At 52.6% G+C, this 16,274-nt stretch carries 10 protein-coding genes; 4 read left to right on the top strand and 6 right to left on the bottom strand.

Translation table 11 applies throughout. The features are described from left to right. The first annotated feature begins 188 nt into the window (after nt 1-188). Together Q3A88_RS18690 and ppc are read left to right on the top strand one after the other, a co-directional pair. Complete coding sequence (locus tag Q3A88_RS18690) at nt 189-1,562, top strand: PTS transporter subunit EIIC (RefSeq protein WP_039278769.1); 1,374 nt, start codon at nt 189-191, stop codon at nt 1,560-1,562. A gap of 513 nt (nt 1,563-2,075) precedes the next feature. Beyond that, nucleotides 2,076-4,715: a phosphoenolpyruvate carboxylase gene (gene ppc, locus Q3A88_RS18685; protein ID WP_014913770.1), complete on the top strand. Its 2,640-nt coding sequence runs from the start codon at nt 2,076-2,078 to the stop codon at nt 4,713-4,715. A 306-nt stretch (nt 4,716-5,021) separates the two neighbouring features. On the opposite strand, the gene Q3A88_RS18680 is transcribed toward ppc, so the two are convergent. From Q3A88_RS18680 to Q3A88_RS18670, 3 genes are all read right to left on the bottom strand, one after another. Further along, complete coding sequence (locus Q3A88_RS18680; RefSeq protein WP_039550363.1) at nt 5,022-5,804, bottom strand: tyrosine-protein phosphatase; 783 nt, start codon at nt 5,802-5,804, stop codon at nt 5,022-5,024. Between the two features lie 236 nt (nt 5,805-6,040). Then, on the bottom strand, nt 6,041-6,811 hold the full coding sequence (gene udp, locus Q3A88_RS18675) for a uridine phosphorylase (RefSeq protein ID WP_010283777.1): 771 nt from the start codon (nt 6,809-6,811) through the stop codon (nt 6,041-6,043). 264 nt (nt 6,812-7,075) lie between these two features. Continuing rightward, nucleotides 7,076-7,672, bottom strand: coding sequence for a hypothetical protein (locus Q3A88_RS18670; RefSeq protein ID WP_317178417.1), 597 nt, complete (start codon nt 7,670-7,672; stop codon nt 7,076-7,078). Between the two features lie 87 nt (nt 7,673-7,759). Between Q3A88_RS18670 and Q3A88_RS18665 the strand changes: the two genes are divergently transcribed. Continuing rightward, the gene (locus Q3A88_RS18665; protein ID WP_317178416.1) at nt 7,760-8,437 is read left to right on the top strand and encodes a YafY family protein; all 678 of its coding nucleotides are present in this window, start codon (nt 7,760-7,762) and stop codon (nt 8,435-8,437) included. Between the two features lie 46 nt (nt 8,438-8,483). Next, a complete protein-coding gene (locus Q3A88_RS18660) occupies nt 8,484-9,311 on the top strand; it encodes a dienelactone hydrolase family protein (protein ID WP_110163082.1) in 828 nt (275 codons plus the stop codon). A 101-nt stretch (nt 9,312-9,412) separates the two neighbouring features. Here Q3A88_RS18660 and Q3A88_RS18655 read toward each other — a convergent pair whose 3' ends face one another. The 3 genes from Q3A88_RS18655 to metE all read right to left on the bottom strand — a co-directional run bounded on the left by Q3A88_RS18655 (nt 9,413) and on the right by metE (nt 16,187). Then, nucleotides 9,413-11,074, bottom strand: a complete 1,662-nt coding sequence (locus Q3A88_RS18655; protein WP_110163083.1) for a methyl-accepting chemotaxis protein — start codon at nt 11,072-11,074, stop codon at nt 9,413-9,415. A gap of 683 nt (nt 11,075-11,757) precedes the next feature. Beyond that, nucleotides 11,758-13,386, bottom strand: a complete 1,629-nt coding sequence (locus Q3A88_RS18650) for a methyl-accepting chemotaxis protein (protein WP_317178415.1) — start codon at nt 13,384-13,386, stop codon at nt 11,758-11,760. A 536-nt stretch (nt 13,387-13,922) separates the two neighbouring features. After that, on the bottom strand, nt 13,923-16,187 hold the full coding sequence (metE, locus tag Q3A88_RS18645; protein ID WP_110163085.1) for a 5-methyltetrahydropteroyltriglutamate--homocysteine S-methyltransferase: 2,265 nt from the start codon (nt 16,185-16,187) through the stop codon (nt 13,923-13,925). Nucleotides 16,188-16,274 lie beyond the last annotated feature (87 nt).

Below are 16,274 nucleotides of genomic sequence, written 5' to 3'. Positions count from 1 at the left end.
GGGTCTGTTTGCTCACAAAACGGGCATTTTACCTCAACCGTTGCCATCAGGCTCTTCTTCTAAATATTTAGGAAAACAGATGAACATTCTACCTGACGATCACCGAGTTGAATACGTGACCAAGTTTTTACTATCGGTGGAAATAATTCGGCCAAAAATAACATAAGGCTATGCGGGGAGTTTATTCCATGGGAAAAAATGAGGTTATTCAGTCAATCATTAAACTGGTTGGCGGAAACGAAAACATTAATAAAGCCTGGCACTGCATGACGCGGCTTCGGTTTGATTTAATTGATGAAAGTAAAGTGCAAACCGAGGCGATCAAAAATCTACCCGGTATATTAGGTGCGCAACACCAGAGTGAACAGTTTCAGATTATTATCGGGCCACAGGTCAATGAATATTACGAACTGCTGAACGCCCAGCTTTCGCCTACAACGACATCGCAGCCGGACGTGCAGAAGCAGAAGAAGGGGCTGATTTCGCTGTTCATGGATACCGTTTCCGGCGTATTTGGTCCGATCGTCCCTGCCATCGCAGGTGCCGGGATGATCAAAGGGCTGCTGGCAGGGCTGATCGCCTTAAAAGTGGTCTCTGCCAAAACCGATACCGTGATCGTCCTCGACTTGATCGCCAGTGGTGTGTTCTATTTCTTACCTTTCTTCCTCGCCATCTCCGCAGCCAGGATATTTAAAACAAGCGAATATCTGGCAGCGGCTGTTGCAGCCTGCCTGATGTACCCGTCGTTGATAGAAGCGGCGAAGGCACTAGCCAGCAATAGCCCTAATGCAGTCAGCGCCTTTTACTTCATCGGTGTGCTACCCATTCCGGTGTTCAACTATGCCGCCAGCGTCATCCCGGTGATTTTCTCCGTGCTGGCACTGAGCTACATCCATCGTTGGGTCGACCGCATCATGCCTTCGGTGCTGAAAACCGTGTTTACCCCAACGCTGACGCTGTTTATCGCCGCATTGGTGTCGCTCACCGTTATCGGGCCATTCGGGATCTACCTCGGTAAACTGCTGGCACTGTTTATTCAGAGCCTGTTCGATGTGTCGTCTATTTTTGCTGGTTTCGTGGTCGGTGCGATTCGGCCTGTCGCGATTCTGACTGGCATGCATCACGCGATGACGCCCATTGCGCTGCAAAATTTCAGCAATCAGGGCTTTGATATGCTGATGCCAATGATGTGTATGGCTAACATGGCGATTGCGGGTTCCACGTTTGCCATCTACTTCCATGCCAAAACCCGTCAGGACAAATCTGTCGTGCTGTCTGCCGGGGTTTCCGCGCTGCTCGGTATTACCGAACCTGCACTCTTCGGCGTACTGACCAAGTATAAAAAAGCGTTTATCTCCGCAACGATTGCCAGCTCCATCGCCTCGGCCTTTATCGCGTACTTCGGTGTCCGGCTGTATGGCTACATCTTGTCGAGTATTTTCAGCCTGCCAGCCTATATCGGCCCGTACTTTAGCTACGCGGTATCCGGCATGGCCATCGCCATCGTGCTTTCTTTCACGCTGACTTATATTCTGGTCGTCAGAGCGTCCAAACAGGCGTAACCGCTCTCGCGGGGCCTTTGCGCCCCGCCATCCCCCCTCCGCGATACTCTAAATAATTCGAGTTTCAGGACAAAACGTTAGCGTTTTGAACAACGCAAAGCGTTGGCCCGCAGGGTGAGGCTCATTTATGCGCCTCGTAACGCGGCAAGCGAAGGAATCCCGATGAACTTACTCAGGTAAGTGATTCGGGTGACTGACAAATCTGCCAGAGGCAGGTTTGAACGCTGCTTGCAGCGGCCCCAACGGGGTGAGACACACGCTAGTGTGTCGAGTAACGTAGCCAACGCACATGCAACTTGAAGTATGACGAGTATATTAGTTAGCCTAATATCCGCGCCTCTGTAATTAAATTTCACAAATTGCCAAGCCCGCCTCAATGCAAGTACAAAGAATAAGGAGAAGAAAGAATCGTCAATTGACGAATCCGCCTTATCGTGGCTAGATGGAGGCAGTGCGTCAAAATATGTCAAGTGAAATAAACTTACAAAAATGGTAGGGATGGTCAGGGTAACTATGAACGAACAATATTCCGCAATGCGCAGTAACGTCAGTATGCTCGGCAAGCTTCTCGGCGATACCATCAAGGAAGCGCTGGGTGAAAACATCCTTGATAAAGTCGAAACAATCCGCAAGCTGTCAAAGTCTTCCCGCGCAGGTAATGAAAAACATCGTCAGGAGCTGCTGACCACGCTGCAAAACCTGTCTAACGATGAACTGTTGCCCGTTGCTCGTGCATTCAGCCAGTTCCTTAACCTGACCAATACCGCCGAGCAATACCATACGATTTCACCGCACGGTGAAGCGGCGAGTAACCCGGCACTGCTTTCCAACGCCTTTGAGCGTCTGAAGGAAAGCAAAAATCTGACCGAACGCGATATCCGTGACGCCGTGGAGTCCTTGTCGATCGAGCTGGTGCTGACCGCGCACCCGACCGAAATTACCCGCCGGACGCTGATCCACAAACTGGTGGAAGTGAATACCTGCCTCAAGCAGCTCGACCATAACGATCTGGCTGATTATGAGCGTAATCAGATCATGCGCCGCCTGCGCCAGCTGATCGCGCAGTCCTGGCATACCGATGAAATCCGTAAAATTCGTCCTACCCCGGTAGATGAAGCCAAGTGGGGCTTTGCAGTGGTGGAAAACAGCCTGTGGGAAGGCGTGCCGGCGTTTTTACGCGAGCTGGATGAACAGCTGGAACAGGCTTTTGGCTACCGTCTGCCCGTTGATGCGGTTCCAGTGCGCTTTACGTCCTGGATGGGCGGCGACCGTGACGGTAACCCGAACGTCACGGCGGAAGTCACTCGCCATGTGCTGTTACTCAGCCGTTGGAAAGCGGCTGATCTGTTCCTGCGTGATATTCAGGTGCTGGTTTCCGAACTGTCGATGTCCGAATGTACGCCGGAACTGCTGGAGCTGGCCGGCGGCAGCGAGGTACAGGAACCGTACCGCGCCATCATGAAGTCACTGCGTTCACAGTTGAGCAGTACGCTGAGCTATCTGGAAGCCCGTCTGACGGGTGAGGAGCGTCTGCCTCCTAAAGACCTGCTGGTTACCAACGAACAGCTTTGGGAACCGCTCCACGCCTGCTACCAGTCGCTGAAAACCTGCGGCATGGGCATCATCGCCGATGGTCGCCTGCTGGACACGCTGCGTCGCGTGCGCTGCTTCGGTGTGCCTTTGGTACGCATCGATGTCCGTCAGGAAAGTACCCGCCACACCGAAGCGCTGGCCGAAATTACCCGCTATCTGGGCCTCGGCGACTACGAAAGCTGGTCAGAGTCCGATAAGCAAGCCTTCCTGATCCGTGAACTGAGCTCCAAGCGCCCGCTCCTGCCGCGCTACTGGGAGCCGAGTGCAGATACCAAAGAAGTGCTGGATACCTGTCGTGTCATCGCCAAAGCACCAATCGGTTCAGTCGCAGCCTATGTCATTTCAATGGCACGCACGCCTTCCGACGTGCTGGCCGTTCACCTGCTGCTCAAAGAAGCGGGCTGCCCGTTTGCCTTGCCGGTCGCACCGCTGTTTGAAACGCTGGACGACCTGAACAACGCCGATGATGTCATGAAGCAGTTGCTGAGCATCGACTGGTATCGCGGCTTTATCCAAGGCAAGCAGATGGTCATGATCGGCTATTCCGACTCCGCAAAAGACGCGGGCGTGATGGCCGCGTCCTGGGCGCAATATCGTGCACAGGACGCGCTGATCAAAACCTGTGAGAAAGCGGGTATCGCACTAACGCTGTTCCACGGACGCGGCGGTTCCATCGGTCGCGGTGGCGCACCGGCTCATGCTGCGCTGTTGTCACAACCGCCAGGTAGCCTGAAAGGTGGGCTGCGCGTGACGGAACAAGGCGAGATGATCCGCTTTAAATACGGCCTGCCGGAAGTCACCATCAGCAGTCTGGCGCTGTATACCGGTGCAATTCTGGAAGCAAACCTGCTGCCGCCGCCGGAACCAAAACAGGAATGGCACGAGGTGATGGATGAGTTGTCCCGCGTGTCCTGCGATATGTACCGTGGCTACGTGCGTGAGAACCCGGATTTCGTCCCTTACTTCCGCGCTGCTACGCCGGAGCTGGAGCTGGGTAAACTGCCGCTGGGTTCACGTCCGGCCAAGCGTCGTCCGAACGGCGGTGTAGAAAGCCTGCGTGCTATCCCGTGGATTTTCGCCTGGACGCAGAACCGTCTGATGCTGCCAGCGTGGCTGGGTGCAGGTGCCGCGTTGCAGAAAGTGGTGGATGACGGTAAGCAGGAACAGCTGGAAGCCATGTGTCGCGACTGGCCGTTCTTCTCGACGCGTATCGGTATGCTGGAGATGGTGTTCGCCAAAGCCGACCTGTGGCTGGCGGAGTATTACGATCAGCGTCTGGTAGAAGAGAAGCTGTGGCCGTTAGGGAAACAGCTGCGCGATCAGTTGGCCGCCGATATCAACGTCGTGCTGGCGATCTCCAACGACGATCACCTGATGGCGGATCTGCCGTGGATCGCCGAGTCGATCGCCTTGCGTAACGTCTATACCGATCCTCTGAACGTGTTGCAGGCCGAGTTGCTGCATCGTTCACGTCAGCAGGAAAAACCAGATGCCGACCTGGAACTGGCGCTGATGGTGACGATCGCCGGTGTCGCGGCGGGTATGCGTAATACGGGTTAATTGCGCATCCAGCAAAAAACTACACGACAAAACAAAGGCCGGTCAGTTGACCGGCCTTTGTTGCTGAAAAAATCAGTCGCGCGGTGATAATGGATAGATCGTAAAGACGCTGTGAATACGTCCATGTACGCTCGACTTGCGCGAATATGAATCTCATCTCTGAGATTCACCCTTTCAGGGCCGTCGCTAGCGACGTTCAAAAACGTTCTCAACGTTTTTGTCCATGGCGCAAACGCTTTACTCTTCTATTCCATTACCACCGTTTCTGTTCTGCGAAGAGATTTGCCGAATAAGATGAAGAAAACTTTACGCCAAGTATTTATCCTGCAAATAGTTCCGCGCGCGATTATCCAGACCGTATTCCGCCTCAAGCCAGCTATCGATTGAGCCATGCCGTTCGTAGATAGCCTGCAACGCCGTCACGATGAACTCTTCCTGCACCGACAACACATAAGAGAACTGTCCCAGCGCTTTCTCATTCAGCGTTGCCGACAGATGTGTCAGTAGCTGCTGGCGGAATGGCGTCAGTGTCGTCTCGGTGAGCAAGTAATCTTCCATCACCGTCTGCTCATCTGCCCCCAGCGCAAACATCACCAGCGCCGAACCGATACCGGTGCGATCTTTACCGACAGCGCAGTGCTGTACCAGCCCGCCCTCATCCGGCCGCAATAGCAGCGATACCAGTTGTTTATAGGCCGAATTATTGAAAGGCAGACGGCGGTAAAGCTCCAACATGAATGCGCGGGAATCAAACGCCGCCAGTACATCGGATCCCAATGAATCCAGATTAGCCGTCACTTCATGGCGCAATGGATTGGCTGGGTAAGCGTGGTAGTTGGCCCCCGTCCACAAGACGTCGGGCTTCTGCGCAATTTCATCGGCATCCCGATAATCCACCACGTGAGAAATCGGCACGCCAGCAAGGTGTTCGCAGTCAGCCTGACTCAGCAGATCGAGCGAGCCGGAGCGAAAAAGTTTACCGTGTCGGATAAGCCGCCCATCAGCAGCGCGGTTGCCGCCTAAATCGCGGAAATTGATTCCGCCGTCCAGCGGTAATAAAGAGGGATGAAGCAACGTTGGTTCGGTCATACATCTCCTTGCGAGGTTGAAAGGCGAGCAAGGCAACTTGAGCTATTTAGTGTATACCCTAAATAATTCAAGTTGCAGGAAGGCGGCAAGAGAAGGAATCCCGATGAGCTTACTCAAGTAAGTGATTCGGGTGAGCGAACGCAGCCAACGCACATGCAGCTTGAAGAATGACGGGTATATCAGGATACGGGCTGGCATCGACGATGACCAGCCCAAAATACCATCAATTTTTGTGCTTATTCAGCGGCTAACAAACGACGAGTCGCGTCCAGCAACACCTTGATGACGGTGGTTTCGGCCAGCTTCATGGTCGCCGCATCCGGGATTTCCTGCTGGGTACGGTTCACGATCACGCCCGCGATCATGCCCGCTTTCAGCCCCTGACTGGCGCACATCGTCAACAGCGTGGCGGATTCCATTTCATAGTTCAGCACGCCCATGCTCTGCCACTCTTCCATCGAACCTCGGAAGCGACGGACAACGCGTCCAGAGAAGGTGTCATAGCGTTCCTGACCGGGATAGAACGTATCGGAAGACGCGGTGATGCCCACGTGCAACGCCGCCCCCGACGCCTTCGCCGCTTCCACCAGCGCGGTGGTACAGCCGAAATCAGCCACGGCCGGGAATTCCATTGGCGCGAAGTGCAGGCTGGCCCCGTCAAGGCGAACGGCTGCCGTGGTTACTAGCACATCCCCGACATTGATACCGGACTGAATCGCCCCCGTCGTACCGACGCGCAGGAAAGTACGGATGCCGAGCTGCGCCAATTCTTCTACCGCGATTGACGTTGACGGGCCGCCGATACCGGTCGAGCAAACAATCACTGCCTTGCCGTCCAGCTCCGCACGCCAGGACGTAAATTCACGGTGTGATGCCAGATGTACCGGGTTATCCATCAGGCGAGCAATTTTTTCAACACGCTCAGGATCGCCGGGGACGATAGCCAGCGTCGCGCCCTGTAAATCGTTCTTGACCAGACCAAGATGGAACACATCAGATGTAGACATAACTGCCTCCCGGGCAATCAATTGGGTATTCAGAGAAATCGCGCCGGACGCTTCATCTATGCTGCCTTTCGCAGCCAGTCAGCGTCCGTTCAATAAAAAGACTCTAGCGCATCATGACGTTTTTTTAAGTGACGAGAGTCACCGATGAAAAAGAAACAAACATCAACATACATAAAAAATTTGATACAAATCACTATTTATTGGGTAGGGAATTCATTTTTGCCGATTAATTGTCTTCTAGTGTAGATTCTTTAACCTTATTAGTTACGACAACGAACCAAACTCAATACTCTCTGGTTCAATCATTTCCAGAAAGGCATCACATAGAACTTCCCCTTGCCAGGACGCACAAATGGCTTCTGCGCACTGCTGATTGTCGGCAAAGGCAAGATCGATAAAAATGCCGTTATCCAGACTGACTAAATGCTGGCTTTTCCAACCCGGCTGAAGTGAAAGGTGACGTTCTACCATCTGATTATACGCCTGGCGCATGTCACTCTCCTGAATACCCTGCTTGAGACGAAATCGCCCTATTTCGATACCGCCTCTGCTTGTGACTGACGGTGCGTCCGCCATTTGAACGGTGTAGTGCCCCATGCTATGCAGCCCGTTGACAGAAGCTCTGAAACAGGAAAATTCAGGCTGGCTTTCAACCGCTTTTGCCGCAGCCCGTGCAGCGTCAAGACTATGCCACACCACAAGATCGACACGCTCGGCGGAGAGATCGATGCCTGAAAATGCGATCCAGTCGATAAACCCAGGGAAATGCTTTAGCAGACGTTGTGCTGATACGCGCGCTGAGTCGGCCTCTTGCTGAGTTTTCACGGTATAAGTGACGATTTCGTAACATGGGGTAGCCATTATGAACTCCGTTATCATGATGATATGAAGCCTGAATCGTATTACACCACCCTGACAGAACTTGTCAGGGTGGTGTAATCTCTTCTCATGAAAACTATTCGGCTATTCTCTCTACTCGACCATCTTCGCGGCCGCGTGCACCCGGTATCAGCGGAAATATTAGCCCAAGCGTTGAATGTATCAGTCAGAACGATCTACAGGGATATGGCGGCGCTACAAAGCATCGGCGCCCCAATTCGCGGTGAATCGGGGCTCGGTTACATACTTGAAAAAGACTACTTCCTGCCCCCGCTGAATTTTGACCCAGATGAGCTGGACGCCATTATGCTGGGAATGCGGCTGGTAGCGGCTCGAGGCGATAACATGCTTTCCGCAGCAGCCAGCCGGGTTTCAGCAAAAATCAGCGCAGTGATTGATGTCAAAAAATCTGATAGTTATAAGTCGCTTCCTCTCAGAGCGGTTTCCCGACATACCGAGGAAAGTGAGAAAGCCATAAAGCACCTGGCCTTTATTCGCCTCGCTATTCGCAACAGGCTCCAACTACGCATTGCCTATGTTGATCTGCAAGGAAGAGAGAGCGATAGAATCGCTCGTCCTCTCGGGTTAACTCTGTTTGATGCTGTGTGGTTACTCACGATATGGTGTGAAACTCGCTCAGATTTTCGCAATCTAAGGGTCGATAACATCACTTCAATGGCAGAGACCGGCCTATACTTCAGACCAGAGAAAGGGAAACGCTTCGAAGACTATCTCAATACGCTGTAGGCAGAATACGGCTAACTACGATTCATCGATAACAGGAGTGCGCGTAATGAAGACTGATGAACAGACGACCTTCAAACATCTTCCTCAGGGGCTATCCCCGGCGGTAGAACCGCAGACCTCCTCCATCATTACGACGGATTCTGTCGGTATCATTGCCAGTGAAACCACTATTTCTTCTCAGGGTGAGCAGTTGCCTGCGTATATCGCCAGACCGGCGAACCATGACAAGCCGCTTCCTATCATCCTGGTGGTGCAGGAGATTTTCGGCGTTCATCAACACATTCAGGACGTTTGCCGCAGGCTGGCCAAACAAGGCTATATGGCTATTGCACCAGAACTGTATTTTCGTCAGGGCGACCCCAGCCACTATAGCGATATTCAGCGAATCCTGACCGAGCTGGTGTATAAGGTGCCTGATACGCAGGTGCTATCCGATCTCGATCACACGGCCAACTGGGCGATTAAACAGGGTGGGGACGCGAGTAAACTGGCGATAACGGGCTTCTGTTGGGGCGGACGTATCACCTGGCTCTACGCCGCACACAACCCGCAACTCAAGGCGGCCGTTGCCTGGTACGGCAAATTTACCGGCGAGAAAACGCTGAATAGCCCCAAACATCCGGTCGATATCGCAACAGAATTAGAAGCACCTGTGCTGGGGTTATACGGCGCGAAAGACGGGAGTATTCCGCTAGAACAAGTGGATATCATGCGGCAGGCGCTGCGTGCGGCCAACGCGGAAGCTGACATCATCGTCTACCCCGATGCCGGGCATGCTTTCCATGCCGATTACCGCCCCAGCTATCATGAAGAGTCCGCACGCGACGGCTGGCAGCGTATGCTGGCGTGGTTCCAGAAAAACGGCGTGGCGTAACACCTTCACTCGTTTTGCCTCTTATTCCACGATCTAAAACGCCACCGCATAACGGTGGCGTTGGTGTTTACCTGTTGATGATTTTACAGAGACAGACAGCCTTAGAACGTCGTCCAGTCGCCGTCATTGCCCTTACTTTTCGCCGTCGCTGGCGCTAAAGACAGCGTTGGCGTACGCGTTGGTGCCGATGCATAAGACGCGGTTTTGCCGCTGCCGTATGACTGCAACTTAAACGCGCTTACCGCTTCCGCGAGTACAGAGGCCTGTGATTGCAGAGACAGCGCCGCAGAAGCCGACTCTTCAACCAGAGCCGCATTCTGCTGGGTCGTGGTATCAATCTGTCCCACTGCCAGATTCATCTGGTTAATCCCGTCACTCTGTTCACGGCTGGCCTGCGAGATTTCGCTGATGATCTCATTCACATCCTGTACATAGCCCGTTAATCCGCTCATCGTTTCTTCAGCGGTATCCACCAGCGACATGCCCTCCTGAATTTTGCTTACAGAGTCGTCGATCAAATCCTTGATCTCGCGCGCGGCGGTCGCACTACGCTGTGCCAGAGAACGCACTTCCCCTGCCACCACGGCAAAACCACGCCCTTGCTCGCCCGCACGCGCCGCTTCAACCGCGGCGTTCAGTGCCAGAATATTGGTCTGGAACGCAATGCCGTCAATCACGCCAATGATTTCCGCCATACGCTGAGATGAATCGCGAATGCCGCGCATTTTCTGCGTTACAGAAACCATAACGTCGCCGCTTTGCTTCGCCGCACCAGAGGCTTTATTCGCAATATCTGTTGCCTGCTGGGTGTTTTCCGCCGTGTTCTTAATGGTAGACGTCAGCTGCTCCATCGATGCCGCCGTTTCTTCCAGCGAGCTGGCCTGCTCTTCGGTGCGCGATGACAAATCCTGATTACCTGCGGCGATTTGCGAGGCCGCCGTCGAGATCGTTTCTGCCCCGTCACGTACCTGCCCAACAATCGTGCTCAGGCTGGTGTTCATGTGATCCAACGATTGCAGCAGCAATCCGGTTTCATCTTTGCTGGTAACAGTGATACGTGAGGTCAGGTCGCCCTGTGCCACTCTGTCTGCGACTTGCAAAGCCTGCTGTATCGGTCGGGTGACGCTACGCGTAATTGACCAGGCAATCAGCGCACCAAATACGGCGCCCAGCGCTAAAATGAGCAATAGAATAATGCGGGTCTCGCTGTACACCTCAGCCATGGCTTCAACAGAGGTATCCATCGCATCATCTTGATAGTTAACTAATTGTCTTACCGCATCACGGTACTGACGTTGGACAACATTCAGGTTATTGTTGAATTCCTCAATCGCCGCTTCCCGATTACCCGCCACCACTTCACTGATAATTTTGTCACCGGATTTCAAAAATTCGGCACGGATCGCGCGGATAGCACGCAGCTGAGAGATTGAACGCTCTTCAACCGTCTGGCTGTCCAGCTTATCCAACAAGCGGCCAATCTCCTGGCGGAAGCCATTCACCCGATCGACGTTTTCCTTGATTTTATCCTCACCTGAAACCAGCATCAGCCGCTGATACGCCACCAGAATGCTGTTTACATTATCGATAAGGCTATTTGAATCAACCGTTTGTGGATAAACCTCTTTCACAATGCCTCTGGCACCATCCTGGAAACCAGATAGTTTGGACAGGGAAAAAATACTCACGACAAACAACATCAAAATCAGGACAGCAAACCCAGCCCCCAGTCGATAGCCGATACGCCAATTCGCTAAATTCATGTCTCACTCCTTTTAGATAATGCATAGCAATGTCAATTGCGCACATGTCGCAGATTGATGGAACCACAGGGCGGAGAATGGTTGGCGATCCGAAGGCGAACAGACCTTCTGACGCGCCAGAGATACCTTGAGATAGGCATTTTACGCACGCTCTCAGCATGAGAGGCGCTATCAAAAATCAAATAGTTTCCCTCGGGTGTTGAGGTGCAAAAGTGGAAATAAATCTAACAGTGCTACAAATACAACGGATAAGACCGCAGAGACGTTATTGAGGTGATAATAATGGTCTTCCCTCTCCGCACTCATGCAGACATGGCCGCTCCTGTGTTATCCATCTTATCGGCACACCACCCATGATCTTTATCATTTGATCGTTTAAATCATTCAAAAGTAAATAATAAATAGCCTATAACTATCAAATAGTGGATTTCGATCGGAAAAAACACATATTAATCTACGAGCCATTAACAGAAATAACGCCCCAATTACATAAAAGGATAGTCAGATATAGTTGATATTAAAAATAAAGAGATGGAAATATTTATTAGTAAAGGATAACAAACTGAATAAGCAGGGGAAAAAATGTATTTACGCTACGTAGCACATGAAAAGAATCAGGGAGGCTGTCGCCTCCCTGTGGGAATAGGTGCTACGTTACAACGCCGTCAAATGATGGCAGTCATTTACTCTTTGCTTGCCAGCGCCAAAGACAGCGTGGGTGTGCTCATCGACATCGGTGCATAAGACCCAGCGTTGCTACTGCCGTATGACTGTATTTTAAATGCACTCACCGCTTCCGCCAGAACGGAGGCCTGTGCTTGCAGAGACAGCGCCGCAGAGGCTGATTCTTCAACCAGAGCCGCATTCTGCTGGGTCGTGGTATCAATCTGTCCAATCGCCAGATTCATCTGGTTAATCCCGTCACTCTGTTCACGGCTGGCCTGAGAAATCTCGCTGATAATGCCGTGTACGTCCTTCACGTGGGCCGTTAACCCACCCATCGTTTCTTCAGCGGTATCAACCAGTTCCATGCCTTCACGAATTTTGCTTACGGAATCGTCGATCAAATCCTTGATCTCCCGCGCGGCGGTCGCACTGCGCTGTGCCAGAGAACGGACTTCCCCCGCCACCACCGCAAAACCACGTCCTTGCTCACCCGCACGCGCAGCTTCAACGGCGGCATTCAGCGCCAGAATGTTGGTCTGGAACGCAATGCCATCAATCACGCCGATGATTTCCGCCATACGCTGGGATGAATCACGAATGCCGCGCATTTTTTGCGTCACGGAAAGCATGACATCACCGCTTTGTTTCGCCGCACCGGTCGCCTTATTGGCAATCTCCGTCGCCTGCTGGGTGTTTTCCGCAGTGTTTTTAATGGTGGATGCTAGTTGCTCCATTGAGGCAGCGGTTTCTTCCAGCGAGCTGGCCTGCTCTTCAGTACGCGATGACAGATCCTGATTACCGGCCGTGATTTGTGACGCCGCTGTCGAGATCGTTTCCGCGCCATCACGCACCTGGCCGACAATCGTGCTTAGGCTGGTGTTCATGCGATCCAACGCTTGCAGCAGCAAGCCGGTTTCATCCTTGCTGGTCACCGTGATGCGTGAAGTCAGATCGCCCTGCGCCACTCTGTCTGCCACTTGCAAAGCCTGCTCTATTGGACGGGTTACACTGCGCGTGATCGCCCAGGCAATCAGCACCCCAAATACGGCACCCAGCGCCAAAATAAGCAGCAAAATCATGCGAGTGTTGCTGTATACCTCAGCCATGGTCTCGACAGAGTTATCCATCGCATTATTTTGGTAATTCACCAACTGCTTCACCGAGTCACGGTAATTGCGCTGAATGACGTTCAGGGTGTTATTGAATTCCGCGACGGCGACGTCGTTATTACCCGCCAGCGCATCACTGATAATTTTATCGCCAGACTTGATGAACTCGGCACGAAATCCGCGGACAACCCCCACTTGTTTACGGGCAAGCTCGCCTGACGCATTGTTTTCCAGATTGTCGAGAAGACGACTAATTTCCTTGCGGTACGCCATAATCCGATCGACATATCCCTGACGCTGTTCCTGACCGGATACCAGCATCATCTGCAAATAAGCGACAAAATGCCCATTCACGTTATCGATGAGGTCATTCGCATCTACCGTTTGCGGATAAACCTCTTTGACGATATCTCTGGCACCATCCTGAAAAGAGGACAGTTTAGACAAAGAAAAAATACTCACGGTAAATAACATCAGAATCAAGATGGCAAATCCGCCTCCTAATCGATAGCCAATTCGCCAATTCGCTAAACTCATGTCTCACTCCTTTTAGGTAATACATAATAATGACTGCGGCTCGTCTAATAACGCCGCAGAGTGGGGAATTATCGTTTTTCGGGAAAATAAATAGGCTTTATGGGTATATAAAAATACCCATAAATGAGTAATTGCAGGTGCACTTTCAACATAAATAAAACGTTAAAAAATACAAACAACCTCGCTCTATTGGTAAACCCAGAGCCGCCTCCATGCCGTCTACCTTATCGGCACAATATTCCCTAGCTTTATGACAGCGTCGATTAACTCCGCTGAAGAATAAATATATTGATAGCGGATAAATAATCCTTTTCGAGAAATAACCTACCAGTCGATGCAGAAAAACAAGGGGGATAGCGCGGCGATTTTATTAAAGGAAAGACAATATAGTTAATTTTCAGGAGGGAAGAAAATTTGCAGGGGAGAAATAATAAACAATCGAGATACGACGAAAAATAGCGCGTATTTTTATCTACTCGTTAGCTATAACAAATCAGGGAGGCTATCGCCTCCCTGATTGCATTAGCCATTAACTATTACTGGGTTTCACGCAGACGTTGTGCTGCCTGAACCATATTCGCCAGAGCCTGACGCGTTTCCGGCCAGCCACGAGTTTTCAGACCGCAGTCTGGGTTCACCCATAGACGTTCAGCGGGGATACGCTGCGCCGCTTTCTTCAGCAGGGCTTCCATCCATTCCACGCTCGGGACGTTCGGGGAGTGGATATCATAAACGCCCGGGCCGATTTCATTCGGGTACTCGAACTCTTCAAACGACTCCAGCAATTCCATATCGGAACGAGAGGTTTCAATCGTAATCACGTCGGCATCCAGCGCGGCGATAGAATCCATGATGTCGTTGAACTCGCAATAACACATGTGGGTATGGATTTGCGTATCATCTTTCGCCACCGCGGCGTTCAGACGGAAAGCATCCACTGCCCAAGCCAGATAAGCATCCCAATCAGAGCGGTGCAGCGGCAGGCCTTCACGCAGCGCTGGCTCGTCAATCTGGATGATACCAATGCCTGCAGCTTCCAAATCTGCTACTTCATCACGCAGCGCCAGTGCAATCTGCTTAGCGATGGTTTCCCGCGTGACGTCTTCACGCGGGAACGACCAGCACAGGATCGTCACCGGACCTGTCAGCATGCCTTTCATCGGCTTGTCGGTCAGAGACTGTGCGTATTTCGCCCACTCAACGGTGATCGCTTCTGGACGACTCACATCACCAATAATGACTGGCGGTTTCACACAGCGAGAACCGTAGCTCTGCACCCAACCGTTCTGGGTAAAGACGAACCCATCCAGATGCTCGCCGAAGTACTCCACCATGTCGTTACGCTCGGCTTCACCGTGCACCAGTACGTCCAGCCCCAGACGCTCTTGCTCAGCCACAGCCTGCTTGATGTGCTCGGAAATACCGGTGCGGTAGTTATTGCCATCCAGACGACCCTGTTTGAAATCCAGACGCAGGCCGCGAATTTCGGTGGTTTGCGGGAAAGAACCAATCGTCGTCGTCGGCCATGCTGGCAGATTAAAGCGCTCACGCTGGGCATCCGCACGAACCGAATACACGTTCTGACGCTGGCTGTCCTGTGCAGTAATCGCCGCCAGACGCTGGGCAACGGCGGCGTTATTCACACGCGTCGAGGTACGGCGAGCGCGAATCGGCGCGCTGTAGGCGTCCAGCGCCTGCCCGTTGCCGCTGTTCAGTGCCTGAGACAGCAGTGACAGCTCCGCGCATTTCTGGATGGCAAAGGCAAACCAGCTCTTCACTTCATCATCCAGACGCACTTCCACACTCAGATCGATAGGGCTATGCAGCAGTGAACATGAGCTGCCCAGCCACAGATCGCGCGTCCCCACCAGCGGTTGCAGACGCTCGAACCAGCTGCTCAGGTCAGCACGCCATACGTTACGACCGTTAATCACCCCCAGAGACAGGACCCAGTTAGCAGGCAGTTGGGCGCTCAGCGTCGCGGCATCATCCTTACCGTGAACCAGATCGATATGCAGCCCCTGAACCGGAAGCGTTTTGATCGTTTCCAGATTCTGGCTAACGCTATCGAAATAGGTCGTCAGCAGCAGTTTCACCTGACCCTGCAACGCATCGTAAGCCGGTTTAAACGCGGCCAGCCACGCTTGCGGCAGTTCCAGCACCAGTGCAGGTTCATCGATCTGCACCCACTCAATGCCGCGTTTCGCCAGCTCAGCCAGCACCTGCTGGTAAACGGGCAGAATGTCCTGCAGCAGCGACAGACGATCAAACTGCTCGCCTTTCACTTTGCCCAGCCATAGGTAGGTCACCGGGCCTAGCAGAACAGGCTTCACGTTATGGCCCAGCGCCAGAGCTTCATCGACTTCATCCAGCAGTTGTGTCCAGGTCAGCTTGAACTGCTGCCCTTTGGTGAATTCCGGCACCATGTAGTGATAGTTAGTGTTAAACCACTTGGTCATTTCTGCCGCAGCAGCAGGTTGACCGGTTGGCGCACGTCCGCGGCCAATACGGAACAGCGTATCCAGATCGACCGAGCCGTCTTTATTTTGATGGCGTGCAGGTACGTTACCCAGCAGCAGACTCGTGGTCAGCACATGGTCGTACCAGGCGAAATCACCCACTGGCAGCAGATCAACGCCAGCATCCTTCTGTTGTTGCCAATGACGCGCACGTAGCTCGCGGCCAACGGTCAGCAACTCCTCCTGTGTCGCGTTACCTGCCCAGTAGCTTTCCTGCGCTTTTTTCAGTTCACGGCGTAATCCAACGCGCGGAAAACCCAGTGTGTGATTCACAATCGCCATCGTTAATTCCTCATTTAGCCGTCCAGATGTTTACACATCCATAATCCGCAGGTAGTGTAGTAAGCACAAGCGCAATTTATTCACTGT

The organism is Pectobacterium sp. HCp5_1, assembly GCF_032905925.1.
Taxonomy (GTDB): Bacteria; Pseudomonadota; Gammaproteobacteria; order Enterobacterales; family Enterobacteriaceae; genus Pectobacterium; species Pectobacterium brasiliense_A.
This window is presented reverse-complemented; position numbering and strand designations above follow the sequence as displayed.

What these genes read in the sequence shown, in the direction of transcription:
- Q3A88_RS18690 (WP_039278769.1), top strand. Translation starts at nt 189, where the DNA reads ATGGGAAAAAATGAGGTTATTCAGTCAATCATTAAACTGGTTGGCGGA.
- ppc (WP_014913770.1), top strand. Translation starts at nt 2,076, where the DNA reads ATGAACGAACAATATTCCGCAATGCGCAGTAACGTCAGTATGCTCGGC.
- Q3A88_RS18680 (WP_039550363.1), bottom strand. Translation starts at nt 5,804, where the DNA reads ATGACCGAACCAACGTTGCTTCATCCCTCTTTATTACCGCTGGACGGC.
- udp (WP_010283777.1), bottom strand. Translation starts at nt 6,811, where the DNA reads ATGTCTACATCTGATGTGTTCCATCTTGGTCTGGTCAAGAACGATTTA.
- Q3A88_RS18670 (WP_317178417.1), bottom strand. Translation starts at nt 7,672, where the DNA reads ATGGCTACCCCATGTTACGAAATCGTCACTTATACCGTGAAAACTCAG.
- Q3A88_RS18665 (WP_317178416.1), top strand. Translation starts at nt 7,760, where the DNA reads ATGAAAACTATTCGGCTATTCTCTCTACTCGACCATCTTCGCGGCCGC.
- Q3A88_RS18660 (WP_110163082.1), top strand. Translation starts at nt 8,484, where the DNA reads ATGAAGACTGATGAACAGACGACCTTCAAACATCTTCCTCAGGGGCTA.
- Q3A88_RS18655 (WP_110163083.1), bottom strand. Translation starts at nt 11,074, where the DNA reads ATGAATTTAGCGAATTGGCGTATCGGCTATCGACTGGGGGCTGGGTTT.
- Q3A88_RS18650 (WP_317178415.1), bottom strand. Translation starts at nt 13,386, where the DNA reads ATGAGTTTAGCGAATTGGCGAATTGGCTATCGATTAGGAGGCGGATTT.
- metE (WP_110163085.1), bottom strand. Translation starts at nt 16,187, where the DNA reads ATGGCGATTGTGAATCACACACTGGGTTTTCCGCGCGTTGGATTACGC.